Annotated in this window: 24 protein-coding genes; 22 read left to right on the top strand and 2 right to left on the bottom strand. The window is 58.8% G+C overall.

Annotation, left to right across the window (positions count from 1 at the left end):
- Positions 1–5: 5 nt before the first annotated feature.
- Genes GFN93_RS07755 through GFN93_RS07745 form a run of 3 tightly spaced genes read left to right on the top strand, consistent with a single transcriptional unit; the run spans position 6 to position 3,443 of the window.
- Positions 6–1,235 carry an NAD(P)/FAD-dependent oxidoreductase gene (locus GFN93_RS07755; protein WP_153500307.1) on the top strand — a complete coding sequence of 410 codons (1,230 nt, stop codon included), beginning with the start codon at positions 6–8 and terminating at the stop codon, positions 1,233–1,235.
- On the top strand, positions 1,235–2,995 hold the full coding sequence (locus tag GFN93_RS07750; RefSeq protein ID WP_153500305.1) for a SulP family inorganic anion transporter: 1,761 nt from the start codon (positions 1,235–1,237) through the stop codon (positions 2,993–2,995). Before GFN93_RS07755 ends, GFN93_RS07750 begins: the two co-directional genes overlap by 1 nt.
- Before the next feature lie 22 nt (positions 2,996–3,017).
- On the top strand, positions 3,018–3,443 hold the full coding sequence (locus GFN93_RS07745; protein ID WP_153500303.1) for a TIGR01244 family sulfur transferase: 426 nt from the start codon (positions 3,018–3,020) through the stop codon (positions 3,441–3,443).
- Positions 3,444–3,998: 555 nt separating this feature from the next.
- Here the strand turns inward: GFN93_RS07745 and GFN93_RS07740 are convergent.
- The gene (locus GFN93_RS07740) at positions 3,999–4,610 is read right to left on the bottom strand and encodes a YdcF family protein (RefSeq protein WP_153500301.1); all 612 of its coding nucleotides are present in this window, start codon (positions 4,608–4,610) and stop codon (positions 3,999–4,001) included.
- 186 nt (positions 4,611–4,796) lie between these two features.
- On the opposite strand from GFN93_RS07740, the gene leuS reads away from it, so the two are divergent.
- The 5 genes from leuS to GFN93_RS07715 all read left to right on the top strand — a co-directional run bounded on the left by leuS (position 4,797) and on the right by GFN93_RS07715 (position 10,903).
- Positions 4,797–7,232 (top strand): leucine--tRNA ligase, encoded by a 2,436-nt coding sequence (leuS, locus tag GFN93_RS07735; RefSeq protein WP_153500299.1) that lies wholly within the window; start codon positions 4,797–4,799, stop codon positions 7,230–7,232.
- A gap of 46 nt (positions 7,233–7,278) precedes the next feature.
- Positions 7,279–7,776 (top strand): LPS-assembly lipoprotein LptE, encoded by a 498-nt coding sequence (locus GFN93_RS07730; protein WP_153500297.1) that lies wholly within the window; start codon positions 7,279–7,281, stop codon positions 7,774–7,776.
- 1 nt (position 7,777) lies between these two features.
- Positions 7,778–8,779 (top strand): DNA polymerase III subunit delta, encoded by a 1,002-nt coding sequence (holA, locus tag GFN93_RS07725; RefSeq protein WP_153500295.1) that lies wholly within the window; start codon positions 7,778–7,780, stop codon positions 8,777–8,779.
- A 438-nt stretch (positions 8,780–9,217) separates the two neighbouring features.
- The gene (locus GFN93_RS07720) at positions 9,218–9,766 is read left to right on the top strand and encodes a DJ-1 family glyoxalase III (protein WP_153500294.1); all 549 of its coding nucleotides are present in this window, start codon (positions 9,218–9,220) and stop codon (positions 9,764–9,766) included.
- A 282-nt stretch (positions 9,767–10,048) separates the two neighbouring features.
- Positions 10,049–10,903, top strand: a complete 855-nt coding sequence (locus GFN93_RS07715) for a class I SAM-dependent methyltransferase (RefSeq protein WP_153500292.1) — start codon at positions 10,049–10,051, stop codon at positions 10,901–10,903.
- A gap of 136 nt (positions 10,904–11,039) precedes the next feature.
- Here the strand turns inward: GFN93_RS07715 and GFN93_RS07710 are convergent, their stop codons facing one another.
- Positions 11,040–12,329, bottom strand: coding sequence for an alpha/beta fold hydrolase (locus GFN93_RS07710; RefSeq protein WP_153500291.1), 1,290 nt, complete (start codon positions 12,327–12,329; stop codon positions 11,040–11,042).
- A 419-nt stretch (positions 12,330–12,748) separates the two neighbouring features.
- On the opposite strand from GFN93_RS07710, the gene GFN93_RS07705 reads away from it, so the two are divergent.
- The 14 genes from GFN93_RS07705 (at position 12,749) to lipA (ending at position 25,803) form a co-directional block, all read left to right on the top strand.
- A complete protein-coding gene (locus tag GFN93_RS07705) occupies positions 12,749–14,005 on the top strand; it encodes a glutamate-5-semialdehyde dehydrogenase (RefSeq protein ID WP_153500289.1) in 1,257 nt (418 codons plus the stop codon).
- Between the two features lie 50 nt (positions 14,006–14,055).
- Entirely contained in the window at positions 14,056–14,739 is a 684-nt protein-coding gene (nadD, locus tag GFN93_RS07700; RefSeq protein ID WP_153500287.1) for a nicotinate-nucleotide adenylyltransferase, read from the top strand.
- Entirely contained in the window at positions 14,736–15,098 is a 363-nt protein-coding gene (gene rsfS, locus GFN93_RS07695) for a ribosome silencing factor (protein ID WP_153500285.1), read from the top strand. The genes nadD and rsfS overlap by 4 nt, the downstream gene beginning before the upstream one ends.
- A 3-nt stretch (positions 15,099–15,101) precedes the next feature.
- A complete protein-coding gene (gene rlmH / locus GFN93_RS07690; RefSeq protein WP_153500283.1) occupies positions 15,102–15,572 on the top strand; it encodes a 23S rRNA (pseudouridine(1915)-N(3))-methyltransferase RlmH in 471 nt (156 codons plus the stop codon).
- 27 nt (positions 15,573–15,599) lie between these two features.
- Complete coding sequence (mrdA, locus tag GFN93_RS07685; protein ID WP_153500281.1) at positions 15,600–17,519, top strand: penicillin-binding protein 2; 1,920 nt, start codon at positions 15,600–15,602, stop codon at positions 17,517–17,519.
- Positions 17,516–18,661 carry a rod shape-determining protein RodA gene (gene rodA / locus GFN93_RS07680; protein ID WP_153500279.1) on the top strand — a complete coding sequence of 382 codons (1,146 nt, stop codon included), beginning with the start codon at positions 17,516–17,518 and terminating at the stop codon, positions 18,659–18,661. The genes mrdA and rodA overlap by 4 nt, the downstream gene beginning before the upstream one ends.
- A 78-nt stretch (positions 18,662–18,739) precedes the next feature.
- Positions 18,740–19,789, top strand: coding sequence for a lytic murein transglycosylase B (gene mltB, locus GFN93_RS07675; protein ID WP_153500277.1), 1,050 nt, complete (start codon positions 18,740–18,742; stop codon positions 19,787–19,789).
- Positions 19,786–20,661, top strand: a complete 876-nt coding sequence (locus tag GFN93_RS07670) for a septal ring lytic transglycosylase RlpA family protein (protein ID WP_153500275.1) — start codon at positions 19,786–19,788, stop codon at positions 20,659–20,661. The genes mltB and GFN93_RS07670 overlap by 4 nt, the downstream gene beginning before the upstream one ends.
- 229 nt (positions 20,662–20,890) lie before the next feature.
- Positions 20,891–22,051, top strand: coding sequence for a D-alanyl-D-alanine carboxypeptidase family protein (locus tag GFN93_RS07665; RefSeq protein ID WP_153500273.1), 1,161 nt, complete (start codon positions 20,891–20,893; stop codon positions 22,049–22,051).
- Positions 22,052–22,116: 65 nt separating this feature from the next.
- Entirely contained in the window at positions 22,117–22,992 is an 876-nt protein-coding gene (locus GFN93_RS07660) for a D-amino acid aminotransferase (protein WP_153500271.1), read from the top strand.
- 3 nt (positions 22,993–22,995) lie between these two features.
- Positions 22,996–23,265, top strand: a complete 270-nt coding sequence (locus tag GFN93_RS07655; protein ID WP_153500269.1) for a YbeD family protein — start codon at positions 22,996–22,998, stop codon at positions 23,263–23,265.
- A gap of 359 nt (positions 23,266–23,624) precedes the next feature.
- Positions 23,625–23,921 carry a hypothetical protein gene (locus tag GFN93_RS07650; RefSeq protein WP_153500267.1) on the top strand — a complete coding sequence of 99 codons (297 nt, stop codon included), beginning with the start codon at positions 23,625–23,627 and terminating at the stop codon, positions 23,919–23,921.
- 196 nt (positions 23,922–24,117) lie between these two features.
- Complete coding sequence (lipB, locus tag GFN93_RS07645) at positions 24,118–24,789, top strand: lipoyl(octanoyl) transferase LipB (protein WP_153500265.1); 672 nt, start codon at positions 24,118–24,120, stop codon at positions 24,787–24,789.
- Positions 24,790–24,822: 33 nt separating this feature from the next.
- A complete protein-coding gene (gene lipA, locus GFN93_RS07640) occupies positions 24,823–25,803 on the top strand; it encodes a lipoyl synthase (RefSeq protein ID WP_153500263.1) in 981 nt (326 codons plus the stop codon).
- Positions 25,804–26,001: the final 198 nt, after the last annotated feature.

Raw genomic sequence — 26,001 nt, 5'->3', positions numbered from 1 at the left:
TCGCCATGCCACTTGATGATTCAATCTGGGATGTGGTGATCGTGGGCGGCGGCGCTGCCGGTATTGCGGCGGCCGCCAGCCTGCTCAAGCGCAAACCGTCCCTCTCCATCGCGATCGTTGAGCCCAGCGATCGCCATTACTATCAGCCTGCCTGGACCCTGGTGGGTGGCGGCTGTTTCAATCAAGCCGACACCTGCCGCTCCACCGCCTCACTGATTCCAGCCAACGCCAAGTGGATCCGCAGCCGGGCAACTCGCCTGCTGCCTCAACAGAACCAGGTTGAGCTGGAAAATGGTCGGCACCTGGGCTATCACACCCTGATCATTGCTCCGGGACTGGAACTACACTGGGGCGCCATTGCCGCCCTGGAAGAGACCTTGGGCAAGAACGGGGTCACCAGCAACTACCGCTATGATCTGGCGCCCTATACCTGGGAGTGCGTGCAGAATCTCAAGCAGGGACGCGCCCTGTTCACCCAGCCGGCCATGCCAATCAAGTGCGCCGGTGCGCCGCAAAAAGCCATGTACCTATCCTGCCATCACTGGGAGGAACAGGGCTGTCTGGACAACATCGACGTGCACTTCCACAACACCGGTGGCGTGCTGTTCGGTGTGGCCGACTTTGTGCCGCCGCTGATGGAATATGTGAAGCGCTACAACGCCCACCTCAACTTCACCAGCGAACTGATAGCGGTGAACGGCCCGGCGAAGACCGCCACCTTCCGTGACACCAACGCAGACGGCGAAACCCACGAGCGCCACGAAGCCTTCGATATGCTCCATGTGGTACCCCCCCAGCGCGCCCCGGAATTCGTGCGCAACAGCGAACTGGCCAACGAGGCCGGCTGGGTCGCCGTGGACGAAGCCACCCTGCAGCATCCGCACTACGCCAATGTGTTCAGCCTGGGAGATGCCTGCGGCGCCAGCAACGCCAAGACCGCCGCCGCCGTGCGCAAACAGGCACCGGTAGTGGCAGAGAACCTGCTCGCCTACCTGGACAAGCGCCCCATGACAGCCCGCTACGCCGGTTACGGCGCCTGCCCCCTGACTGTGGAGAAAGGCAAGGTGGTGCTGGCAGAGTTTGGTTATGGCGGCAAACTGCAGCCCAGTTTCCCACTGAATCCTGTCGTGCCCCGTACCAGCATGTGGTGGCTGAAGCGCTACGCCATGCCTCGCATTTACTTCAGTCTGATGCTGAAGGGGCATGAGTGGCTGGCCGGACCGGAAAAACGCTGATGAGACTTCCCCAGTGGATGGGGGCCTCCCAGTGGCTGCCTGACTACAACCGGCAAACCGCAGCCCAGGACGGGGTGGCCGCTGTCATCGTGACCATCATGCTGATCCCTCAGAGTCTGGCCTATGCCATGCTCGCGGGTCTCCCACCGGAAGTGGGGCTGTACGCCAGCATTCTGCCGCTGGTGGTCTATGCCTTGTTCGGCACCAGCCGTACTCTGGCCGTGGGGCCTGTGGCCGTTGCCTCTCTGATGACGGCCGCCGCCGCGAGTGAAATTGCCGCTTCAGGCAGCGCACAGTACCTCACTGCCGCCATCCTGCTGGCCACCCTTTCCGGTGCATTCCTGGTGCTCATGGCCCTGTTCAAGCTGGGCTGGATTGCCAGCCTGCTGTCGCATCCCGTGGTCAGCGGTTTCATTACTGCCTCAGGCCTCCTGATTGCGGCCAGCCAGCTCAAGCATCTGCTCGGCATTCCCATTGGCGGGCATAACCTCTATGAGCTGGGCGTTTCCCTCTACATGCATATCGGAGACATCCACTGGCCCACGGTGGCACTGGGCGGCTCGGCCACCCTGTTTCTGTTCTGGGTGCGCAAGGCCTTCAAGCCCCTACTACTGAAAATCGGTTTCAAGCCTTTCTGGGCAGACCTGACCAGCAAGGCCGGCCCGGTTCTGGCCGTGGTGGTCACCACCCTGCTGACCGCCTGGCTCCACCTGGACAAGGGCGGCCTGGCCATCGTCGGAGACATCCCCCGCGGCCTTCCCGGCTTTGTCATGCCCAGTCTCGATCTGGCACTGTGGAAGCAGTTGCTGGTGCCGGCCATCCTGATCAGCCTGATCGGTTTTGTGGAATCCATTTCCGTGGCCCAGACCCTGGCCGCCAAGCGTCGCCAGCGAATCAATCCCGACCAGGAGCTTATGGGCCTGGGCACCGCGAACCTGGCCAGCGCCTTCAGCGGTGGCTTTCCGGTTACTGGCGGTTTTTCTCGCTCGGTCGTGAACTTTGACGCTGGCGCACAGACACCCATGGCGGGTGTTTTTACCGCCGTTGGCATCGCCATGACAGCACTTTTTCTGACCGGCCTGTTTGCCTTCCTGCCCAAGGCAACCCTGGCTGCCACCATTGTAGTGGCAGTGCTGTCGCTGGTGGATCTGGGCGCCCTCAGACACACCTGGCATTTTTCCAGGCTGGATTTCGCCGCCATGATCATCACCATCCTCGGGGTGTTGGGTTTTGGCGTGGAAGTCGGCGTCATGGCCGGGGTGATCAGTTCGCTGGTGCTGTACCTGTGGCGCACCAACCAGCCCCATGTGGCGGAGATTGGCCTGGTTCCAGGCACTGAACACTTCCGCAATGTGCAGCGCCATGAAGTGCGGGTATCGCCGCGTATCCTCAGCATCCGTATTGATGAGGCTTTGTACTTTGCCAATGTGCGCCGTCTGGAAGACCAGATCTATGATGCCGCATTACAGCGACCGCAAACCGAGCATGTCATTGTCAACGGCGCCGCCATCAACCATCTCGACGCCAGTGCAGTGGATGGTTTGCTCAGCCTCAATCAGCGCCTGAGCGATGCCGGCGTCACCCTGCATTTTTCCGAGATCAAAGGCCCGGTCATGGACCAGCTCAACCTGGCCCATTTCCCGGGGCAGCTGACAGGGAATATTTATTTGACCCATTACCAGGCCATCGAAGATCTGGCGCCGGAGTGTCTCAAAAATGCCAACCATGACTTGCACAGTAACGACACGCCGGTAAGCTGAAGACACATTGAAAGGAGCCCTCATGACAACCCCGAAGAAATTGACTGACACCCTTTTTGTGGCTGAGCAGCTGCAACCGGAAGATATGGCCGAACTAGCCAAGGCCGGCTTCAAAATGGTGATCAACAATCGCCCTGACGGCGAAGCGGAAGACCAGCCCAGCAGTACTGACATGGCGGCCGCCGCTGAAGCCGCCGGTCTGGCCTATGCCCATCAGCCCGTGGTGGGCAGCAACATCAGCGAGACCGATATCGACGGATTCGACGCGATCGTCTCCCTCTCTGATACACCGATTCTGGCGTTCTGCCGCACCGGCACCCGCTGCACCACCCTGTGGGCCCTGAGCCAGGCGGACGAGCTGGATAACGACACCATTCTCAAGACCGCCGCCAATGCAGGCTACGACCTCAGCGGCCTGGTGGGACGCCTGGATCAGCGTCGGGGGTAAACAAGCCACAAGCTGCGAGCTGCAACGCGAGACAGGCCATGCCAACCGGCTCTGGCCCTGCCCGCGGAAATCAGTTGAAAGTTTAAAGTTTAAAGCTGAAAAGGAAACCTCGGCGCGGGCCAAGGCAGGTGGTCCTGTCCTGATCACCAAATCTTTCGGGGGAGTTGCAGGAGAGCCAACTTGTTGGCCGAACCTGGCGTTTCGGGTAACGAGAAGTGAGTTTCGGAAGGCAAAACCTGATGGTTCCTGAGGTTTTCGCAACTCGAAACTCGTCCCTCGCTTCTGACTCTCCCTTCGGCCAACAAGTTGGCTTTATTCGCTGCGCTCACCCCTTTGGGGCCGCACTGCGTGCGTTACTCCGCTACGCTACGTTCCTACAGAAACAGAGCGGTTTACGTACACCCTGGAATCCTTACCTCGCTTGGGCTCGGATCGCGAGCAGGCTCGCTCCTACAGCGGCTTCGTAGAAATTCCGGAAACCGGAGATCTATTTTGGGTTTTCCTCTCCAATCAAGCGTAGCTCGTAGCTTTCGCGTGTTGCGTGGAGAGTATCTCTCACAAATAACGCAGGTGATACCACACCAGCGCCAGCCACTCGTACCAGATCTCCGGCACCATGGTCAGCGCCCCGGCTGAAGGCCGCCAGGCGTGTCTGGGAAGACGTTTCTGCCAGACGGCCTGCGCCAGCACCCCCTGACTCTGAAAGCACAATAACGCCCGCGGCAGGTGGGCGCGATCACTGACCAGCATCACTTCATCGATTCGCTGCTCCGCAAGTAACGCCGCCGTATTCACCGCATTTTCCCAGGTATTACGACTTTCGTTCTCCTGCAAGACCTGCAGGTGAGGCCAGTGGCGACGAACCTGATCAGCCATCAATGCCGATTCCGACGGCTCATCCACCGCCATGGACGTTTTCTGGCCACCGCTGACCACCAGCGGCAAGCCATGCTCATGGGCCAGCCGAGCGGCCAGCTGCAGCCGCCCTAGCCCGCGGGTCGTCAGGGAGAACTGGCCGTCATGCTGCCGCCGCCCAGCCCCCAGTACCACCACCGCCTGGGGCGTCACGCCGGTGATTCGCCGGGGTAACGGCGGCAGAAGTCCCCGCACAATGGCCGGGAGGGTTGCTCCTACCAGCACCATCAGTGCCAACCAGGTCAGCGCCATAGGCCAGACTCCCCACAGCCGGTCCGACAAAATCGGCGATTACCTCCAGAGCATTGAGAAATCCGTGCCGAGCTCATGTATCCTATGTCTCCTTTGCCGGCGCCCTTCCCGGGATCTGGCCATATCGGCCAGTGCAAGGTTCCGCGCCCGTATTCAATCTGTTTTTGTGATCATTAAAGAGACCCGATGGACGCACAGTATCGCCCCGATCAAATCGAAGCCCAAGCCCAGCAGTTCTGGGAGGATAACCAAAGCTTCAAGGTCACCGAAGAGGCCGGCAAGGAAAAGTTCTATTGCCTGAGCATGTTCCCCTACCCTTCTGGCCGACTACACATGGGCCATGTGCGCAACTACAGCATCGGCGACGTGATCAGCCGCTACCAGCGCATGCAGGGCAAGAACGTGCTGCAACCCATGGGCTGGGACGCCTTCGGTCTGCCCGCCGAAAACGCGGCCATCAAGAACAAGGTGGCGCCCGCCAAATGGACCTTCGAAAACATCGATTACATGAAAGGCCAGCTCAAGCGTCTGGGCTTCGGTTACGACTGGGACCGCGAACTGGCCACCTGCACCCCGGAATACTATCGCTGGGAGCAGTGGTTCTTCACCAAGCTGTATGAAAAAGGGCTGGTGTACCGCAAGCAGTCCACCGTGAACTGGTGCCCCAATGACATGACCGTGCTGGCCAACGAGCAGGTCATCGATGGTTGCTGCTGGCGTTGTGATTCACCGGTAGAGCAAAAGAACATTCCGCAGTGGTTCATCAAGATCACTGCCTACGCAGAAGAGCTGCTTAAGGACCTGGATCAGCTGGATGGCTGGCCTGAGCAGGTCAAGACCATGCAGCGTAACTGGATCGGCCGCTCTGAAGGGGTGGAGTTGGACTTCGCGATCGAAGGCGAAGCACCGCTGCGGGTCTACACCACTCGCCCGGATACCCTGATGGGGGTGAGCTATGTGGCCGTGGCCGCAGGCCACCCGCTGGCACAGCAAGCTGCCGCAGGTAACGCAGACATTGCCGCCTTCGTGGAAGAGTGCCAGCACACCAAGGTCGCCGAAGCCGACATGGCCACCATGGAAAAGAAAGGCATCGCCACCGGCCTCACTGCGACTCACCCGATCAGCGGTGAGCAGGTACCGGTGTGGATCGCCAACTTCGTGCTGATGGGATATGGCACCGGTGCGGTCATGGCTGTGCCCGCCCATGATCAACGCGACTTTGAATTCGCGCAGAAATATGGTCTGCCGATCACTCAGGTGATTGAGCCTGCTAATGGTGAAGCCATCGACCTGGACAACGAGGCATTCACCGAAAAAGGCAAGCTGGTGAACTCCGGTGAATTCAGTGGCATGACCTCCGCCGAGGCCTTCGATGCGATTGCAGCCTGGTTGTCCGAACGCAATCTGGGCGAAAAGAAAGTGAATTACCGCCTGCGCGACTGGGGTGTGTCCCGTCAGCGTTACTGGGGCGCCCCGATCCCCATGGTGGAAACCGAGGACGGCGAGCTGCACCCCACCCCGGAAGACCAACTGCCAGTGGTACTGCCCACCGACGTGGAAATGGACGGCGTCAACAGCCCCATCAAGGCCGACCCGGAATGGGCCAAGACCACCTACAACGGTCAGCCCGCGCTACGCGAAACCGACACCTTCGATACGTTCATGGAGTCCAGCTGGTACTACGCCCGTTACTGCTGCACCCAGAATGATCAAGCCATGCTGGATCCGGCTGCCGCTAATTACTGGCTGCCGGTGGATCAGTATGTCGGCGGTATCGAGCATGCCATCCTGCACCTGCTCTACTCACGCTTCTTCCACAAGCTGCTGCGTGATACCGGCCTGGTGAATTCTGACGAACCGTTCAAGCAACTGTTGTGTCAGGGCATGGTGCTGAAAGACGGCGCCAAGATGTCCAAGTCCAAGGGCAACACCGTGGACCCGCAGGAAATGATTGAGCAGTACGGAGCCGACACCGTACGCCTGTTCATCATGTTTGCCGCGCCACCTGAACAATCCCTGGAATGGAATGACTCTGGTGTGGAAGGCGCCTCGCGCTTTATCAAGCGTCTGTGGCGGCAAGTAGCCGAGCATGTGGAAGGCGGCCTGCCTGGCGCCCTGAATCGGGATACGCTCGACGACAACGCCAAGGCCCTGCGCCGCAAGACCCATGAAACGATCCAGAAAGTCAGTGATGATTTCGGCCGTCGTCATACCTTCAACACCGCCATCGCCGCGGTGATGGAACTGATCAATGAGGTAAGCCGTTTTGAGGGCGACGCCGCCGTCAAACACGAAGCGCTGGAAGCCGCGGTGCTGTTGCTGGCGCCAATCATTCCCCATGCAGCCCATGCCCTGTGGCAAGCGTTGGGTCATGATGAAACGGTGCTGACCGCCGACTGGCCGAGCGTGGATGAAAGCGCCCTGGTGAAAGACAGCATCGAACTGGTGGTGCAGGTGAACGGCAAGGTGCGCGCCAAGCTGACCGTGCCAGCCAACGCGGACAAGGACTCGGTGGAAACCCTTGCCAAGGATGAGCCTAACGTGCAGAAATTCATCGAAGGCAAGACCATCCGCAAGGTCATTGTGGTACCCGGCAAGCTGGTCAACATCGTCGCCAACTAAAACGCAGGCGGCCGCATCCGCCTGCATTAACGTGAGAGACTCCATCATGAGGGTGTCTGCCAATATCGTGATTACCCTGCTACTGGCGCTGATACTCAGCGCCTGTGGCTGGCAGCTGCGCGGCGTGACCAACCAGCCCAATCTGGAAACCCTGACCATCAAGGGTGCCAGCACCAAGCTGCGTTACACCCTGGAAGACCAACTGGAAAAACAGGGCGTGCTCACACACAACGAATCCCCCTACCTGCTGGTCATTGATGACGAGGACTGGATGCGGCGTACCTCTGCCGTGGATTTCCAGGGTCGTCAGGCAGAAATCGAACTGCGCTATACGCTCTACTGGCATATCCAGGATCGCAAGAGTGGAGCCCTTCTCACTACGCCCGCCAGGCTGCGCGCCATTCGTACCCTGCCCTGGTATCCGGAAAACGCCACTGCCTCCTCTGATGAAGAAGATCTCGTGCGCGACGATCTCTATGAGGATATGACCATCCGGCTGATCAACCAGATCGCCACCGCCTCACAGCGCTGGGAGCCCTACTGAGATGCGGCTGCGTCCGGAGCAACTCGGCAAGCACCTGTCTGCAGATCTGAAACCAGTGTATCTGGTTGCCGGAGACGAACCCTTGCAGCAACAGGAACTGCTTGACGACCTGCGCCGGGCCGCCCGTGATCAAGGCTTCGACGAACGGCACCGGTTTTCTTCAGATACCGGCATCGACTGGAACGCCCTGCGCAATGAAGCCCAGAGCATGAGCCTGTTCGGTGGCCGCCGGATTCTGGAGCTGGTACTCAACAGCAAACGTCCGGACAAAAACGGCAGCGAAATTCTCCGCGAAATTTTCGCCTCGCCCTCGTCCGACACCCTGCTACTGATTCACTGTTCCAAACTGGATCGCCGCAAGGATTGGAATAGCGCCTGGGTGAAAGCCCTTGACGAGATCGGCGCGATCATTGAAGTGTGGCCGGTGGAGGGCAACAACCTGCGTAACTGGCTGCAAGACCGGCTGGCCAGCCGCGGCTTGCATGCCAATGATGATGCCATGGCGCTGCTGATCGAACGCAGTGAGGGCAATCTGTTGGCCGCCGCCCAGGAAGTGGACAAGCTGTCGCTGCTGGTTGAAAACGGTCAGGTGAGCCCGGAAGACGTTCAACAGGCGGTGGGCGATTCCAGTCGCTATTCCCCGTTTGACCTCACCGAAGCCACCGCCCAGGGTGATGCACATCGGGTAATGCACATTATCCAGACCCTGCGCGCCGAAGGGGTAGAACCGCCCGTACTGCTGTGGGCCCTGAGCCGCGACATCCGCATGCTCGATGGCATGGTCGCAGGTGGCCAGCCACCGCGGCTGCCGCCACAACGGGCCCGCGCCATGCAGCTCCAGGCTCAACGTCTCAATCCGCAACAGCTCCGTGCTGCCCAGGCCAGCGCCATCCGTGCCGACCAGTGCGTCAAAGGCATGGCCAAGGGCGACCCCTGGCAACACATCACCAATCTGGCCCTGCGCCTCGCCGGCAAGCCGCTGCCAAGAAGCATGGAACGGTAGAAAGCTGGATCCCTGATGCAAAGCAGGCGTGTTGCGTGAAGCGTGCGGCATCGCTTTGTGGGAGCCTGCCTGCAGGAGAGCCAACTTGTTGGCCGAACAGAGCCCAGACCATTCTGCAGAGGCCATACCAAACTGAAAGTCCTTCGGCCAACAAGTTGGCTTTATTCGCTGCGCTCACCCCTTCGGGGCCGCACTGCGTGCGTTACTCCGCTACGCTACGTTCCTACAGCGGCATCAGATCCTGCGGGTTGCCGCACGCGACAATTTGGAAGGCGTTTCCGTTCTTCGAAAAACCCGGGAACTATTTTGGGTTTAACTTTCCACTCGAGCGTAGCTTGTAGCTTGTAGCTTGTAGCTTGTAGCTTGTAGCTTGTAGCTTGTAGCTTGTAGCTTGTAGCTTGTAGCTTGTAGCTTGTAGCAAAAAGCAGGAGCCCGACCATGCCCACCGCCCTCATCCCTGTCGCTGATGGCAGCGAAGATATCGAAACAGTAACGCTTATCGATGTACTTCGGCGTGCGGAGGTGGATGTCACTGTGGCCAGCGTGACCGGCAAACCGGGTATCGTTGCCGCCCGCGGCACCCGCATCGAGGCCGACGCGTTGATTGAAGACCTGGTAGACAAGGCGTTCGACCTGATTGTACTCCCCGGGGGAATGCCGGGAGCGGAAACCCTCGGCGCCAACGACACGCTGATTCGCATGCTTAAGCAGCAGCAATCCGCTGGCAAACTTTACGGTGCCATCTGCGCCGCTCCGGCCTTGGCTCTGGCCTCAAATGGTTTACTGGAAGGCGTCGCCGCCACCGGCCATCCCGCGTTTACAGATACCTTGCCTGACCAGAGCCGAGTCCACGAACGCGTGGTCAGGGACGGTAGCTGTCTGACCAGCCGCGGACCTGGCACCGCACTGGAGTTCTCCCTCGCCCTGGTGGACGCCCTGTGCGGCAAGGCCAAACGTGACGCGGTGGCAGCCCCGATGGTGCTCTAGCACCTCGTTTTTTCATTACCACCCATCTATCCCCTTGCACAACGATCCCGGCGACAGCAGCGAGGTACCAAGCGAAAAGTCATGGCGGGGATTGTTCCTGTCTATGTTCTGGCTGTTCGAAATCCCCAAACGCCCTTCCCGCAACCGCGGCCAGCCCCCTACCCGCGCGCACTCAGGCCTGGTCCGACTCGTCAGTTCACCTACATTTGGCGCAAATGGCCCTCACTCCATTTCAAAACTCTGCTAGCCTGTCTGTCCACGATGAACAGCAGCAGAACAACAATGAGCGAACCCCGGGACACCTCTTCCATCAGCTTTACCGCCCTGTACACTGGCCACGTGTGGACCCGTGACGGCATATCCGCCCCCTTTTTCCGCACCCGCGGCGGGGCTTTTCTCTATGGCGCACTGGCACCTTTCGAATTTGTCGGCCGCCACATTGTCGGCGGCAACATCCGCACCTTCCTTCTCCAGCGCCATCACTTGATTGATCATCGGCTGCATCAGCTGATCGATAGCGGCGTCACTCAGGTGGTGGAAATTGCCTGTGGTCTGTCGCCTCGCGGCCACCGCTTCTGTCAGCAATATCCGCAACTGCACTACATTGAAACCGACCTGCCAGACATGGCCCAGCGCAAGCAGCAACTTCTGCAGGAGCATCAGGTGCTGAGCCAGCGTCACAAGGTCATGCCGATCAATATCTTTGCCGACGAAGGCGAGCTAAGCCTGGCACATGTGCTGGGCCAACTGGATCAAAGCAAACCGGTGGTGGTGATTACCGAAGGTCTGGTGAACTACTTCCCGCTGCCGGTGATTTCGGAGTTCTGGAAAAAACTCGCAACATCACTCGAGGCCTTTCCGCAGGGCACCTATCTCACCGACAACTACCCGCTCTATCGCGGCATGCCCTTCTACCGCACGCTCAAGGTACTGGGCAACATGCTCGGCGCAGTCTCCCGCAGCCAGGTGGGCTTTCACTTCCACGCCGATGACGAAGCCATCCAGCATTTCAAACAGCTCGGCTTCAACGAGCTGCAAATTCACAACCCGGCTCACTTTTATGGCCAGCTGCCGATCCCCAGAACCCGCGGCAACCCCATGGTGCGGATCATGGAAGCGAGCGTTGAAGGCAATTAATAATTAATAGTTAATAATGAATAACTAAACCCAGAAAACCAAAAAGGCCGCGCCCGAATCCGGGTGCGGCCTCTTTGGTTTGGACCATTCTTTTAGCTGTTAACTATTCACTATTAACTGTTCACTGCCTCTGGAATCAGCCGTAAATCCGATGCACCTTCTCATCACGGCTCGGACTCAGAAAATACTGGCTGTCCTTGAGCAGTTCAGTGAAGCGATCCGCCATCTCGATGTTGCCATGCTTGAACAGGCAGCGAAGGTAGCCTTCGTCATCATAATCAAACACCAGCAGATCCAGCTTCAGATCCGGACTTTCCATCGTCAGAGTGCAGTCACGGGCGTGATCCGCCAGAGAGAAGCCAGGCTCGTCCAGCTTGATCAGACAACCAAAGAAGTTGATGTCCACCACCTTCACCGGCTTGTTGAAACGGTACTGATCGCCAATGCGAGATTCACTGGTGACATGGCCGCGGCTGTTGCAGGGAGTCAAACGCTCGGCACGGCGGCGATCAAGCTGTTTTGATTCACCTTTCCTGAAGTAACGGGTGCCTTCCACATTCTCTATGGACTCACCACGCAGGAAGGTGGAAAACAGATCCAGTGATACTTCACGCTTCTCAAGTTGTGGCAGATGATCCGCCCCCTTGATCAGCACAAACTGGGCATTGGGACACTTTTCCGCAAAGGACGCGTTTTCCCAGGGCAGGGTAAAGCTGTCGTACTCTCCGGTGGTCACCAGGGTCTCACACTCCGGATAGCCGAGCAGCCCTTCCACTGACAGCAACCGGCTGCCATTGATCACATATCTTTCCTGTTCGTTGTCAGACAGCTTTTTCATCTGCCGATGGAACAGCTTGCGAGCGGTTGGCGTGATTCCGGTTTCCTTGATGCGGTTGTAATTAACCAGGTAGAGCACCACCGCCTGACTGAACTCGTCCATGCGGCCTTCGCCCAGCACACGCTTGGACTCATCCACCAGCATGCGCCAGCTCTTGCGCGGACGGGTCACAATACCCGCCACAATCAGCTTGCCTGTGGCTTGCGGATACTTGAAAGCAAAAGTGCTGGCGATGGCGGAGCCGAGGGACAGCCCCATCAGGTGCACCGTGGCCAGACCGGAAAGGCGGGAAAACTCGAACAACAGGTCCGCCAGATCCTCCATGCTCAGATCCGGCGCAATCTGGGTGTTATTACCCAGGGACGGCAGGTCGACCAGGATCACCGGAAAATCTTCGTAAATACGCTCGACGCAGTATTTGTAAGAGGTGAAGTTCTGAAACGCTCCACCCACCACCAGCAAGGGCGGCTTGTGCGCATTGTCAGGATGAGAAAACGCCAGATAATCGATGCGCCATTTGCCCACATACAGCTGCAGGGGCGCGGCCTTGATACCCGAACGGGTGTATTCCTCGTAATGGATGCCCATGAGGTTGGCTCCGTGTGCGTTGTTCTTGTTTTTGGGATGCCCTCGAAGGCACCGGTAAACTCGCCAATAAACGCTACAAGGTGGCACAATCGTGCCAGCATGTACGGCCATAGCGCCGCCATGTAGCAAAGTCTTTCAATTCTTAACTATTTGTATGTAAGCGTAAAGCACCGTACATCATCCAAGGTGATAAGGCAGCGACAAACAACGCTGTACCGCCCGAACCAGCGGGGCTGAAGGGAAAAACCCAAGCTCGTTAGCCGATATTTACACCCTGCCGTGAACGACCTGACGGCGCGTACGCGAGAAGACTCACCGACCAGCGGCAGCCCCTTCAGGACACTGACTCACCCAGAGTTATCCAGAATCCGCCCGGTTCGCTATAATGCCGCTCTTTACTTCATTCAGTTTGTGACTCTATGGACATCCAGCAATACATGCAGCGACTTGGCGAGCAGGCTCGTCAGGCTTCCCGGGCCATGGCCCGCGCCAGCTCTGGCGACAAGGACAAGGCACTGGGCGCGATTGCCAGCGCCCTGCGCAGCCACCGCAGTGCCATCCTGCAAGCCAATCAGCAGGATCTGGACAATGGCCGCAACAACGGCCTGGACGCCGCCCTGCTTGACCGGCTGGAGCTGACCCCGGCCCGTTTTGACGGCATGGTGGAAGGGCTTGAGCAGATCATCAGTCTGGCCGATCCGGTGGGCACCATCACCGATCTCGCCTACCGTCCGTCTGGCATTCAGGTGGGCAAGATGCGGGTTCCGCTGGGTGTCATTGGCATCATCTACGAGTCACGGCCCAATGTGACCATCGACGCCGCCGCCCTGTGCCTGAAATCCGGCAACGCGGCCATCCTGCGTGGCGGCTCCGAGGCAATCAACGCCAATCAGGCCATCGCCGAGTGCATCCGCATTGGCCTGCGTGAGGCTGGCCTGCCTGATACAGCAGTTCAGGTGGTTGAAACCACCGACCGCGCCGCGGTCGGGGAACTGATCAGCCATCCTGAGTTTGTGGACGTGATCGTCCCTCGTGGCGGCAAAGGCCTGATCGAGCGCATCAGTAATGATGCCCGGGTACCGGTGATCAAGCATCTGGATGGCAATTGCCACACCTATATTGATGACCAGGCGGATATCGCCAAAGCCATCGAAGTGGCTTACAACGCCAAGACCCAGCGCTATGGCACCTGTAACACCACCGAAACCCTGCTGGTGGCCAACGCCATTGCAGGACAGGTGCTACCTCAGCTGGCCGCTCGATATCAGGAAGCAGGAGTCGAGCTGCGCGGTTGCGAGCAGGCCCGCAGCCTGGTGGCGAGCATGAACGAAGCCACCGAAACTGACTGGAGCGAAGAATTCCTGGCGCCGATCCTGGCGGTGAAAATTGTCCGCGATCTGGATGCGGCCATTGAGCACATCAACCGCTACAGCTCAGGCCATACTGAGGCCATCATCACAGAGAATTACACCCGAGCCCGCCAGTTCCTGACGGAAGTGGATTCCAGCTCGGTGATGGTCAATGCGTCTACCCGCTTCGCGGATGGCTTCGAGTACGGTCTGGGTGCCGAAATCGGCATCTCCACCGACAAGATCCACGCCCGCGGTCCGGTGGGTCTGGAAGGCCTGACCAGCCAGAAATGGGTAGTGCTGGGTGATGGGCACATCAGGCAGTAAACGCCAGATGCCTGACGTCGGGAGCCTGCCACTGAAAATGGAGACGCCACTTGCCTAGCGTCCAGCCTCCGGCGTCCAGCAACCCGCTCGTTCTCTTCGGCGGCACCTTCGATCCGGTGCATCGCGCCCACATCAGTGCGGCTCGTGCAGTGTCGAAGGTGCTGGGAGGGGCCCATGTGCATTTGCTGCCCAATGCCGTACCGCCACACAAGGCGCAACCCATGGCCGATGGCGAACAGCGTCTGGCCATGCTGCGACTGGCCTGCAGGGAATACCCGGAACTGGTCGTAGATGACTGGGAGCTGCGCCAGACAGGCCCCAGTTACAGCCTGAATACGCTGCGTCACTTTCGCGACCAATGCGCCGACCGCCCTCTCATATTCATGATTGGGGCAGACAGTTTCGCCAACCTCCATCAATGGCATCGCTGGCAGGAGTACGCCACCCTGTGCCACCTGGCAGTAGTTCCGCGTCCGGAGTGCGCACTTGCGCCGGACAAGGTTCAGGCTGCCTTTCCGGAGAGCGATGCGGCACAACTACTGCAACACCCCAGTGGTCTGCGATTGATGCTGCAACGTCCCTTTCTGGATGTCTCCGCCACCGCCATCCGTGAGGCACTGGAAAAAAAAGGCGACTGCCCGGCACTGGATCCCGCAGTCAGCACCCATATTCGCCGCCATCACCTGTATAATGTGGCAACGACGACTCCATCAACCAATTATGAGGCACCATGAGCGCAGACACCCCGCTTCTGTCCCTGGTCATCAACGCCCTGGAAGAACTGAAAGCCCAGAAAATTACCGAACTGGACGTGCGTGACATGACCAGCATGGCGGATCACATGGTGATCGCCAGCGGTACCTCCAACCGCCACGTGAAGGCTCTGGCCGATAACGTGATCGACGCGGCCAAAAAAGCCGACCATCCGCCGGTCGGCAGCGAAGGCGAAGACACCGGGGAATGGATCCTGGTGGATCTGGGCGATGTCATCGTCCACGTGATGCTGCCGGCGACCCGCGAGTTCTATGACCTGGAACGCCTGTGGCGCAACCCGGATCACCATCCCGACCGCAGCCAGGACCAAGACGCCTGATCCATGCGCATCTTTCTGCTCGCGGTTGGCACCCGGATGCCCGGCTGGGTTACCGAAGGCTTTGTCGAATACCAGAAGCGCATGCCCCCGGACATGCGCCTGGAGCTGGAAGAACTCCCCATGCCCAAACGTGGCAAGGGCGACACTAACAGCCAGATCCGCACTGAAGCTGACGCCATCCGCAAACGGCTGGAGAAATACCCCGGCGCCAAGACAGTGGCGCTGGAAGTGAGAGGCCGCGCACTGGACACCCCGGCACTCAGCCGTAAACTGGGGGAACTGAAAGATCTGGGACAAGATCTGGTAATTCTGGTCGGCGGCCCGGATGGCCTTTGCCCGCAATTGTCCGCCAGCACCCATGAACAATGGAGTCTGTCGAAGCTGACCCTGCCACACCCGCTGGTGCGAGTGTTATTGGCAGAACAGCTTTATCGTGGCTGGACGTTGCTGACTGGCCACCCCTATCATCGCTGACCCTTATGAGTGTGCGCTAACGCCAACATGCGTCGACCTTTAACCCTGAAAGACCACCATCATGAACAGCGCATTTTCGGCGTGCGTCTGGTCGTGGGCGTCGTTCTGGTGTTGGTACTCACTGGTGTGCTGGTCAGTCGCATGATCTGGCTGCAGGTCATCGAACACAGCCGTTATACCACCCTGAGTGACAACAACCGGGTACAGACCCAGGCCGTATCCCCTCCGCGCGGGCTGATCACTGATCGAGACGGCCTTATCCTTGCGGAAAATCGACCCGATTTTTCCCTCGAAGTCATTATTGAGCAGACCAAAGATCTGGATGCACTTCTGGCTGAAGTGGCCAAACTGGTTGAACTGGACGAGGGTGACCGGGAGCGCTTCGAAAAACGCCGTCGGGCCGGGCGCCGACCATGGGAACCGGTCCCTCTACGTGGCCGACTCACGGAAGAGGAAATTGCCCGCCTGGTGGTGAATCAACATCGACTGCAAGGGCTGCGCATTTCTGCTGACCCGGTACGTCACTACCCTCATGACATGCTGTTTTCCCATGTCATCGGCTACGTAAACCGGATCAACATTCAGGATCTGGATGCCATGAATCTGGATCAACAACGCGATTATGCTGGCACCCACTTTTACGGCCGAACCGGTATCGAACGATATTACGAAGACCGTTTGCACGGCAGTGTCGGCTATCGCCAGGTGGAAACCAATGCCCGCGGGCGCATTCTGCGTGTTCTGGAAGAGCAGCCCCCTGTACCAGGACAGGATCTGCGTCTGCACCTTTCCATGCGGGTTCAACAAGCTGCCTACGATGCCCTCGGCGATCGCCGGGGCGCAGTGGTGGCCATCGATCCCCGTGATGGCAGTGTGCTAGCCTTCGTCAGCCGACCGGGTTTCAACCCCAACCTGTTCGTGACTGGCATTTCCCACAAGGACTACTCAGCTTACCGCAATGATCACGATAACCCCTTGTTCAATCGTGCGCTGCAGGGGCGTTACCCGCCAGGCTCCACCATCAAACCCATGCTCGGCCTGGCCGGACTTGATGCCGGCGTGACCAACTGGCAGCGCAGCATTCGCGACCCCGGCTTCTACCAACTGGAAAATGACCCGCACCGCTACCGGGACTGGAAGCGCTGGGGACATGGCCGAGTCGATTTGCATCTGGCCGTGGTGCAATCCTGCGACACCTATTTCTATGACATGGGCTTCAAGCTCGGCATCGACCGGATGCACGATTACATGAGCGAGTTTTCACTGGGGCAGGTCACCGGTATCGATCTGGATAACGAATCCCAGGGCCTGATGCCGTCCAAGGAGTGGAAGAAAGCCTTCCGAAATCGGCCCTGGTTCCACGGTGACACCATCAACGCCAGTATTGGTCAGGGCTTTGTGCTGGCCACCCCGCTACAGCTCGCGACGGCCACTGCCACCGTCGCCAGCCGCGGCAAAACCATCATTCCCACTTTGGCCGGCGAACAGCAGCCTGTAGAGCGCACCGACCTGGTGCTTCAGGATGAGAGCAATTGGGAAAAGATGACCAATGCCATGGTGGATGTGACCGGGCCCAAGGGCACCGCCCGCATCATGGCGGTAAATGCCCAGTACTCCATCGCTGCCAAGTCCGGGACCGCCCAGGTGTTTTCGGTTGGCCAGGATGAGACCTACAAGGAAGAGGAGCTGGCCGAGCGTATGCTGGACCACGCTCTGATGGTGTCTTTCGCCCCGGCAGACAAACCTGCCATCGCGGTGGCGGTGCTAGTTGAGAATGGTCGTCATGGTGGTTCCACGGCCGGGCCTGTGGCCCGTGAAGTGATGGACGCCTGGCTGCTCAACGACAAGGGAGAGCTGGACGTACCCGCCACCTTCGCAGATATGATTGCCAGCGAAAACCAGCGTGCCGCGGACAGCCAGGACCCGGCCAGCGAGGAAACCCCATGAGCCAGCGCGAATTTTTCCGCCAGATGCCGGGACAGAGCGGCGCCTCGCTCTCTCCCGGTCTGGCCGAACGGCTTCACCTGGATGCACCGCTGTTGGCGAGCCTGCTACTGTTGATGCTGGCTGGCCTCGCTGTGCTGTACAGCGCGGGCGGTGAAAGCCTGGAGCTGCTGGTCAGACAGTGCATTCGCTTCGGGGCAGGTCTCACCGCCATGTTTATCCTTGCCCAGTTCCCACCGCGCAGCTACCGCTTCTGGGCCCCGGTGATCTACACCATCGGCCTGGTGCTACTGATCTTGGTACTGGTTGCGGGCACCGAAGCCAAAGGGGCGCAACGCTGGCTATCAATCCCGGGACTCGGCCGCTTCCAGCCCTCGGAAGTCATGAAACTCGCTGTCCCCGCCATGGTGGCCTGGTTCTTCAGTGAACGGACCCTTCCTCCCAAACTCATTGATGTGGTTGGCGCCCTGATCCTGCTTGGCCTGCCAGCCATGCTCATTGGCCTGCAGCCTGACTTGGGCACCGCCATCCTCATTGCAGCCAGCGGCCTGGTGGTGCTGTTCATGGCGGGACTCTCATGGCGGCTCATTGCGGTGGCCGTGATTGTGGTCGTCACTGCAGCACCACTGATGTATTTCTTTGTCATGCACGACTACCAGCGCAACCGGGTAGACACTTTTTTAAACCCGGAAGCGGATCCCCGGGGAACTGGCTGGAACATTATCCAGTCAAAGACGGCAATCGGTTCCGGCGGCGTTGATGGCAAGGGCTGGCTGGATGGCACCCAGTCACGACTGGATTTTCTCCCCGAGTCCTCCACCGACTTTATCCTGGCGGTACTCAGTGAGGAGTTCGGCCTGATTGGAGTGTGTGTGCTGCTGATCATGTACCTGGTGATCGTGGGGCGCGGCTTCTTTATCAGCTGGCAGGCGCAGGATACTTTCTCGCGATTACTGGGCTCGAGTCTGACAATGACGTTCTTTATTTACGTCTTCGTCAACATGGGCATGGTGACAGGCCTGCTACCGGTAGTGGGGGTTCCGCTGCCGCTGGTGAGTTACGGGGGCACGTCCATCGTTACCTTGCTGGCCAGCTTCGGCATGCTGATGTCCATCCAGACACACCGGCGGCTGATTAGTTATTGAGTAACCGCAGCACGCTTCACGCAGCAGGCAACACGCTGGAGCGGCTGCCCCAAAAGAAAACCAACAGGAGTAGCGGCTTTGCGGCGATTTCATCAAGGACTCATTGGTTCCCTCCTCTCTCTTGCGGCACTCACCGCCCAGGCGGAACTCAAGCACACCTGCCCTGATAACAGCCCTTACCTGGAACGCCCTGCAGCCAAGGCAATGATCGCCGAGCTGGTGAAACAAGGGCTGGACGAGCAGCGGATTCGCACCGTGCTGGGCAGTGCCGAATGCCAGCCCAAAATTCTCGAGTCCATTGCCCGACCGGCCGAGAAGACCCATACCTGGGCCACTTACCAGAAGATTTTTCTGCAGGAAAGCCGGGTCCAGAAAGGCGTGGAGTTCGCCAAAGTCCATGCCGATACCCTGACCCGGGCCGAGCAGACCTACGGTGTGCCAAGGGAGATCATCCTCGCCATCATTGGCGTAGAAACCCGCTATGGCCAGCACATGGGCACCTACCGGGTGGTCGATGCATTGGCCACGCTGGGCTTTGACTATCCGCCCCGCGGAGCCTTCTTCAGCAAGCAGCTCAAGGCATTGTTCGAGCTGGAGCAGCAGGCACACATCGATGCTGAAACCATCACCGGCTCCTATGCGGGCGCGATGGGGTTCGGCCAGTTCATTCCCACCAGCTATCAGGCCTACGCGGTGGATTTCGATAACGATGGCATCACCGACCTGGTCAATAACCCGGTGGACGCGATTGGCTCGGTTGCGAATTACTTCAGCGAGCATAAATGGACCCCGGGCCTGCCGGTGGCCGCCCGCGCCCAGCTGAATGGCAGTGGCTACGCTCCCTTGGCCAAGAAAGGTGAGAAACCCAGTTTTACCCTGGCCAAGGCCCGGGCTGCTGGAGTCTCACCGCTGAGCTGCAACGCCGCCATTACCAGCGAATACTGCTTTGACCTGCCTGATAGCACCAGGGTGGCACTGTTGGATCTGCAAGGCACCGAGGGCGCCGAATTCTGGTTGGCTACTGACAATTTCTATACGATCACCCGCTATAACCACAGTCGCCTCTATGCGATGGCCGTGCTACAACTGTCCCGGCAGTTGGCAACCGCGCTGGAGAGTTCACAATGAAACGCCTGGCAACACTGGTGAGCGCGAGCGCCTTTCTCGGCGCCTGCGTGACGTCTCCGCCGCCTTCGGGCACGCAGCCTGATGCGAGCGGCGCACCCGGCTCTGACCGCTACAGCCTGCAGCAGGATACCGCGCCGGATCAGCACCGGGATGTTTCCGGCCTGCCCGAACCCGTACCCAAGCAGGAGCCGCGAAGCCGCTACGGCAACATGGAAAGCTACAGCGTGTGGGGCAAGACCTACCATGTGCTTCCTGACGCCAAGGGCTATGTCGCCGAGGGTAATGCCTCCTGGTACGGGAAGAAGTTTCATGGTCACCGCACCTCCAGCGGTGAAGCCTTCGATATGTATCAGTTTACTGCCGCCCACCGCAGTTTGCCCTTGCCGACCTATGTGCGAGTCACCAATCTGGACAACGGCAAAAGCCTGGTTGTCCGTGTGAATGATCGCGGTCCGTTCCATGAAGGCCGCATCATCGATCTGTCCTGGGCTGCTGCGGTGCGGCTGGGCATCGATCAGGCTGGCACCGGCCGGGTTCGGGTTGAAGCACTCACCCCAAATAACAACAGCACTCCCAGCGGCAACGTCCCCACCGCCGTGCGCGCAGCCGTGGACAGCCCGCCGCCCAATACTGCCAGCGCTCCGGCAACCAACTGGCTCTACCTTCAGGCTGGAGCCTTTCAGGATCGCACCAGCGCAGAACGCTTGCGCCAGTCTCTTCGTGAACAATTGGGGCTGGAAGCCGAGATTCGCGAACAGCAAACCCTGTATCGGGTATGGCTTGGCCCCTATCAGGACGACCTGAGCCGACAGCAAATGCGTCAGCAGGTAGCCGATGCAGGCTTTGACCGCCCGATGCCGGTAACTCCCTGAAGCGGACGCTTCTTCGTGCGACATCGTCCGACAACAGTTAGCCTGCGGTACAAATTCTGACACCCAGGCCCTAAAATGCGGCCATCATGTGGTCACTTTGCGGTGGGATAACACCACTGCACCCGAGCCAAACAGGGAATTTTTTGCCATTCGCGTGTCAAACCCCTGCAAACCCGGGCCCTAATTTATTCATTTTGTCAGGAAGACAAGGAACTACAGGCAGATAACCATGCGCTCCCAGTCGATACGCAGCTCTTTTTTTGTTCTTTTTGCTTTTATTGGTTCGCTCATCACCCTGCAGGCCAGTGCCAGCATGGTTCCCCGTCCTCCGCAAATCGATGCGCGCGGCTATCTGCTGATGGATGCCGCCAGTGGCCACATTATTGTTGAGCACAATGCCGAACAGCGCCTGCCTCCAGCCAGCCTGACCAAGATGATGACGGCCTATATTGCCGAGGCAGAACTGCAAAAAGGCAACCTGTCTGAAGACGACATGGCTCCAGTGAGCGTCAAGGCCTGGCGCATGGGCGGCTCCAAAATGTTCATCAAGGAAGGCACCCGCGTTAGCGTGGGCGACTTGCTGAAAGGCATCATCATTCAGTCCGGCAATGACGCCAGCGTAGCCATGGCCGAGTTCATTGCCGGCTCCGAGGATGCCTTCGCCGACTTGATGAACCAGCATGCCCATCGCCTGGGCATGGATAGCACGCACTTCATGAATGCCACCGGCTGGCCAGCCAAGAATCATTTCACCACCGCCAAGGACATGGCCATTCTGGCCCGCGCTATCGTGCGAGACTTCCCGGAACACTACAGCACCTATGCGCTGAAGGAGTTCACGTACAACGGCATCACCCAGCAGAACCGTAACCTGCTTCTGTGGCGGGACGAGCGTGTTGATGGCCTGAAAACCGGTCACACCGATGAGGCCGGCTACTGCCTGGTGTCGTCGGCCAAAGAGGGCGATATGCGACTGATCGCGGTGGTAATGGGTACGGATTCCGAAAGCGCACGGGCCCGTGAATCCCAGAAGCTGCTGACTTACGGCTTCCGCTTCTTCGAAACCTACAAGGCCTACAGTGCGGGCGACATCCTCGATACCGCCGAACTGTGGATGGGGGAAAAGCGTGAGGTACGTCTTGGCCTGGCAGAAGACCTGGTGCTGACTATTCCCAAGGAAAGCCACGAGAACCTGAAAGCCGAAGTCACGGTCAACCCGCAGCTGCAGGCTCCGATCAATGCAGGCCAGCAGTACGGTACCGTCACCGTTCGCATGGACAACGACGTGCTGGTGCAGAAACCCCTGGTGGCACTGGAGAGCATTGAAGAGGCAGGATTCCTGACCAAGATCTGGCACCATATCCTGATGTTCTTCAAAGGGCTATTCTAGGCCTGTAGCCAGTCTCGGTGGCCGCCGATGCCCGGCGAGCCACCGTTTTCACTTCGGGACGCTCCATGTCACAGGTTTACCTCAATGGCGCCTTCATGGCCCCGCAGGATGCTCACATCTCCCCGCTGGATCGCGGGTTTCTGTTTGCCGATGGTATCTACGAGGTCATTCCGGCCTACAACGGTGTGTTATTCCGCTTCGAAGAGCACCTGGTTCGGCTTGAGCGTTCGCTGGCTGAAACAGCCATTGCCAATCCCCACAGCCGTGACCAATGGCGACAGCTGTGCGAGCAACTGATCCAGCGTAATGGCGGCGGTAACCTGTCGATCTACCTGCAGGTCACCCGTGGCGCCACAGAGAAGCGGGACCATGCGTTCCCGAATCCTCCGGTTCCCCCCACCGTCTTCATGATGACGGGCAATATAGCCGTGCCAGCCGCTGACAGCCCGGATACCGCCACTGGCTCCAAAGCAATTACCCTGGATGACATCCGCTGGGCCCGCTGCGATATCAAATCCGTATCTCTTCTTCCCAACAGCCTGTTGCGCCAACAGGCTGTCGCTGCCGGTGCCAGTGAGGCAATTCTGCTTCGTGATGGTTTCGTCACTGAAGGCTCCGCAAGCAACGTGTTTATTGTCGCGGAGAGCACCGTGATCACACCGCCCAAAAGTCATGCCATCCTGGGAGGAATTACCCGCGACCTGGTTGTGGAATTGTGCCATCGCCACCATATACCGGTGGAAGAGCGGGAAATTACCGAAAGCCAGCTTCGTCAGGCGGATGAAATCTGGGTCACGAGCTCCACCCGGGAAATTGTGCCGATCATTCAGCTCAACAATTCTGCGGTGGGCATTGGCACCCCCGGACCGGTATGGAAAACCGTTGCCCGCCACTACGTCAGCTTCAAGCGCCGCCTATGCGGCCTTCAGGACCAGGAGTAAAACATGGCCATCCAGGAACACCTGTGGGAATTCCCCCACGCCATGCAGCTAAAGATCATGGGTGCCGCCGATGCGCCTTTGGAAGAAGCGCTGATCGAAATTCTCTCCACTCACCTGGAAGATTTTGAGGCCGAGGTGCATTTGACCAGCAAGCCCAGCAGCAAAGGCACCTTTGTGTCGTTTACTGCGCAGGTTGTCATGCGTAACCGGGATCAGGTCGAGGGAATCTACCGGGCACTGAACGAGTGCCCCCATGTAAAGATGACGATTTAACGCCAGAGGCTGGACGCCGGATGCCTGACGACAAGTCAAAATCCGGCGCATCTACATGCCGGCCCCATGCCGGAATGGCGTTGATAAAAATCAAAGACGATTTTTTCCTCTTCACTCCAGCACCACTGCCCCTCCCGACCTTGGCGCATAAGAGAAAACCCCTGATTTTGTAGGGCTTTATCGTCTGGCTTCCGGCGTCAGGCATGCTGCATATTTTTTTCTGCACAGGCATTGATATCGCCATTACACATCGTAACCCGACGTCACAGCACGACACCGAAGCCCCACCAACCATGCATTGGATTCGACCGCTCATCCTTTTAATTTAGGCCCCATAACAAAAACTTTGGGGGCAACGCATGAAAGTACTTTCACTGCTAAGTCTGATAGGCGCTTTGCTGATTCTGGTCGGCTACAGTATTTCTCCTTCCGCCGAGCCTATTGCTCAGATTCAAACCGTGCCTGCTGCCAAACATATTGTCCCTGCCATGCCTCGCAGCCCAGATATTCTGCAACGTGTGAATGGCGCTCCAGTGCACTTCGACGCGTTCAACACCATTAATATCGAAGACGATGACGGCATCGAATATGGCGTCAGCGTTCATGAACTTAATCTTCACCTGGTAAACGAAAAAACCGGGAACCGCCTGATCTAGGCCATGCAAACCTGATTGACTGTTGTTACCCCGAAAGGGGTCTGCCTTAAGCCCGGTCCCCCCACCGGGCTTTTTTTATGGCCGCTTCGCGGCTGCCTAATGCCTTTTTCCAGAGCTTGAGTGTTGCTTGTTGCTTGATGCGTGTGGCGTCTCCTGTTCATAGCTCACAGCTCCCCCCTTGCCTTATACTCCCCCCATGAATGAAGCCCTTATCCGTTACTTTCCTTGCGTGGATTACGCCCCCTGCTGGCAGGCCATGCGTGACTTTACCGATGCCCGCTCTCCGGATAGCCGGGACGAGCTGTGGGTTCTGGAACACCCCCCTGTTTTCACCCTTGGTCAGGCCGGCAAACCGGAGCATGTGCTCAATGCCGGCGACATTCCGGTGGTCAAGACAGACCGTGGCGGGCAAGTGACCTATCATGGCCCGGGGCAAACCGTGATCTACCTGATGCTGGATATCAAACGTCTGGGGTTGGGCAGCCGGGGCATGGTATCCGCCATCGAGGACAGCATCATCGCGTTCCTTGCCGATCAGGGCATTGAGGCCGCCAGCCGCGACGATGCGCCGGGAGTCTATGTGGAGGGTGCCAAGATCGCCTCACTGGGTTTGCGAATCCGCCGCGGCGCCACCTATCACGGCCTGGCGATCAACCGCGATATGGACCTGGCCCCCTGGCAACGGATCAATCCTTGCGGTCATGTGGGCCAGCCCATGACCACGCTGGAAGCCCAGGGCATCCATCTGCCCCGTGAAAACATGGAGCAACAACTGGTGACAGTTTTAGCCAAACGTCTGGGGCTGACACCCCGGACAGCACCGGCTCCAGACTGGTACAATGGCGATAACTCTATCCCCACTGACTGATTCCCGTCGGTACAGGCACAGCACAGGCACTCCATGAGCGAACAGACACAGGCCAAGCGCAAGGTTCAAATCGGCGACAAGTTGCGTGGTGCAGACAAGGTCCGCACCATTCCCCTGGTCAATGAAGAAAGTGGCCACCAGCGCAAACCGGACTGGATTCGGGTACGGGTGCCTGCCAACGGGGAAATCCAGCGCATCAAGACGCTGCTGCGCAAGCAGAAGCTACATACCGTTTGTGAAGAAGCCGCCTGCCCCAACCTGCCCGAGTGTTTTGGCGGAGGTACCGCCACCTTCATGATCATGGGTGATATCTGCACCCGCCGCTGCGCCTTCTGCGATGTGGGTTTTGGTCGCCCCAATGCACTTGATCCGGAAGAGCCTGTGCATCTGGCCGAGTCAGTGGAAAACCTGAACCTCAGTTATGTGGTGATTACTTCTGTGGACCGGGATGACCTGGCCGATGGTGGCGCTGAGCATTTTGCGGAGTGTATTCGCCAGGTACGCAGCCGCACCCCGGACACCACCATCGAGATCCTGACACCGGACTTCCGTCCGTGCCTCGATACCGCCCTGGATATTCTCGAAGCCACCGCTCCGGATGTATTCAATCACAACATCGAAACCGTGCCGGATCTTTACAAGCACATCCGCCCCGGGGCCCGTTACCAGCACTCGCTGGATCTGCTCAAGCAGTACAAGGCACGTCGCCCTGACGTCAGCACAAAAAGCGGCATCATGGTCGGCCTGGGCGAAACCTTCGATCAGGTAATTGGTACCATCCGCGACTTGCGTGCTCATGACGTGGACATGATCACCATCGGCCAGTACCTGCAACCCAGCAAGCATCATGCTCCTGTCGAGCGTTTTGTCCATCCGGACGAATTTCGTGAATATGCGCGGATCGCCGAGGAACTGGGGTTCATCTCCGTGGCATCTGGCCCCATGGTGCGAAGCTCTTACCATGCCGACCTGCAACACAAGGGTGTGGACGTAGGCATTCACAAACCGTCTTGAACCGATAAAGCAGTACTTCCGTCCCCCGAAATTTACATTTATGCATCGACTGGCACACTGACCCGCACCCCGCTTTACGGTAGGCTAGTCCAGTCGTTGCCGTTTCCCGCGCAGCTTTTGCTTTGTCACTTCTGCCGAACGGCATCCGTAACAAGAACAAACCGTCCTTAGGCGTCCGAACGACGCGCGTATTCAGGG

The sequence above is a fragment of the Alcanivorax sediminis genome (assembly GCF_009601165.1).
GTDB classification, from domain to species: domain Bacteria; phylum Pseudomonadota; class Gammaproteobacteria; order Pseudomonadales; family Alcanivoracaceae; genus Alcanivorax; species Alcanivorax sediminis.
This window is presented reverse-complemented; position numbering and strand designations above follow the sequence as displayed.

Excerpts from the sequence above, each read along its gene's own strand:
- GFN93_RS07755 (WP_153500307.1), top strand. The coding sequence starts at position 6 with ATGCCACTTGATGATTCAATCTGGGATGTGGTGATCGTGGGCGGCGGC.
- GFN93_RS07750 (WP_153500305.1), top strand. The coding sequence starts at position 1,235 with ATGAGACTTCCCCAGTGGATGGGGGCCTCCCAGTGGCTGCCTGACTAC.
- GFN93_RS07745 (WP_153500303.1), top strand. The coding sequence starts at position 3,018 with ATGACAACCCCGAAGAAATTGACTGACACCCTTTTTGTGGCTGAGCAG.
- GFN93_RS07740 (WP_153500301.1), bottom strand. The coding sequence starts at position 4,610 with ATGGCGCTGACCTGGTTGGCACTGATGGTGCTGGTAGGAGCAACCCTC.
- leuS (WP_153500299.1), top strand. The coding sequence starts at position 4,797 with ATGGACGCACAGTATCGCCCCGATCAAATCGAAGCCCAAGCCCAGCAG.
- GFN93_RS07730 (WP_153500297.1), top strand. The coding sequence starts at position 7,279 with ATGAGGGTGTCTGCCAATATCGTGATTACCCTGCTACTGGCGCTGATA.
- holA (WP_153500295.1), top strand. The coding sequence starts at position 7,778 with ATGCGGCTGCGTCCGGAGCAACTCGGCAAGCACCTGTCTGCAGATCTG.
- GFN93_RS07720 (WP_153500294.1), top strand. The coding sequence starts at position 9,218 with ATGCCCACCGCCCTCATCCCTGTCGCTGATGGCAGCGAAGATATCGAA.
- GFN93_RS07715 (WP_153500292.1), top strand. The coding sequence starts at position 10,049 with ATGAGCGAACCCCGGGACACCTCTTCCATCAGCTTTACCGCCCTGTAC.
- GFN93_RS07710 (WP_153500291.1), bottom strand. The coding sequence starts at position 12,329 with ATGGGCATCCATTACGAGGAATACACCCGTTCGGGTATCAAGGCCGCG.
- GFN93_RS07705 (WP_153500289.1), top strand. The coding sequence starts at position 12,749 with ATGGACATCCAGCAATACATGCAGCGACTTGGCGAGCAGGCTCGTCAG.
- rsfS (WP_153500285.1), top strand. The coding sequence starts at position 14,736 with ATGAGCGCAGACACCCCGCTTCTGTCCCTGGTCATCAACGCCCTGGAA.
- rlmH (WP_153500283.1), top strand. The coding sequence starts at position 15,102 with ATGCGCATCTTTCTGCTCGCGGTTGGCACCCGGATGCCCGGCTGGGTT.
- mrdA (WP_153500281.1), top strand. The coding sequence starts at position 15,600 with ATGCGTCGACCTTTAACCCTGAAAGACCACCATCATGAACAGCGCATT.
- rodA (WP_153500279.1), top strand. The coding sequence starts at position 17,516 with ATGAGCCAGCGCGAATTTTTCCGCCAGATGCCGGGACAGAGCGGCGCC.
- GFN93_RS07670 (WP_153500275.1), top strand. The coding sequence starts at position 19,786 with ATGAAACGCCTGGCAACACTGGTGAGCGCGAGCGCCTTTCTCGGCGCC.
- GFN93_RS07665 (WP_153500273.1), top strand. The coding sequence starts at position 20,891 with ATGCGCTCCCAGTCGATACGCAGCTCTTTTTTTGTTCTTTTTGCTTTT.
- GFN93_RS07660 (WP_153500271.1), top strand. The coding sequence starts at position 22,117 with ATGTCACAGGTTTACCTCAATGGCGCCTTCATGGCCCCGCAGGATGCT.
- GFN93_RS07655 (WP_153500269.1), top strand. The coding sequence starts at position 22,996 with ATGGCCATCCAGGAACACCTGTGGGAATTCCCCCACGCCATGCAGCTA.
- GFN93_RS07650 (WP_153500267.1), top strand. The coding sequence starts at position 23,625 with ATGAAAGTACTTTCACTGCTAAGTCTGATAGGCGCTTTGCTGATTCTG.
- lipB (WP_153500265.1), top strand. The coding sequence starts at position 24,118 with ATGAATGAAGCCCTTATCCGTTACTTTCCTTGCGTGGATTACGCCCCC.
- lipA (WP_153500263.1), top strand. The coding sequence starts at position 24,823 with ATGAGCGAACAGACACAGGCCAAGCGCAAGGTTCAAATCGGCGACAAG.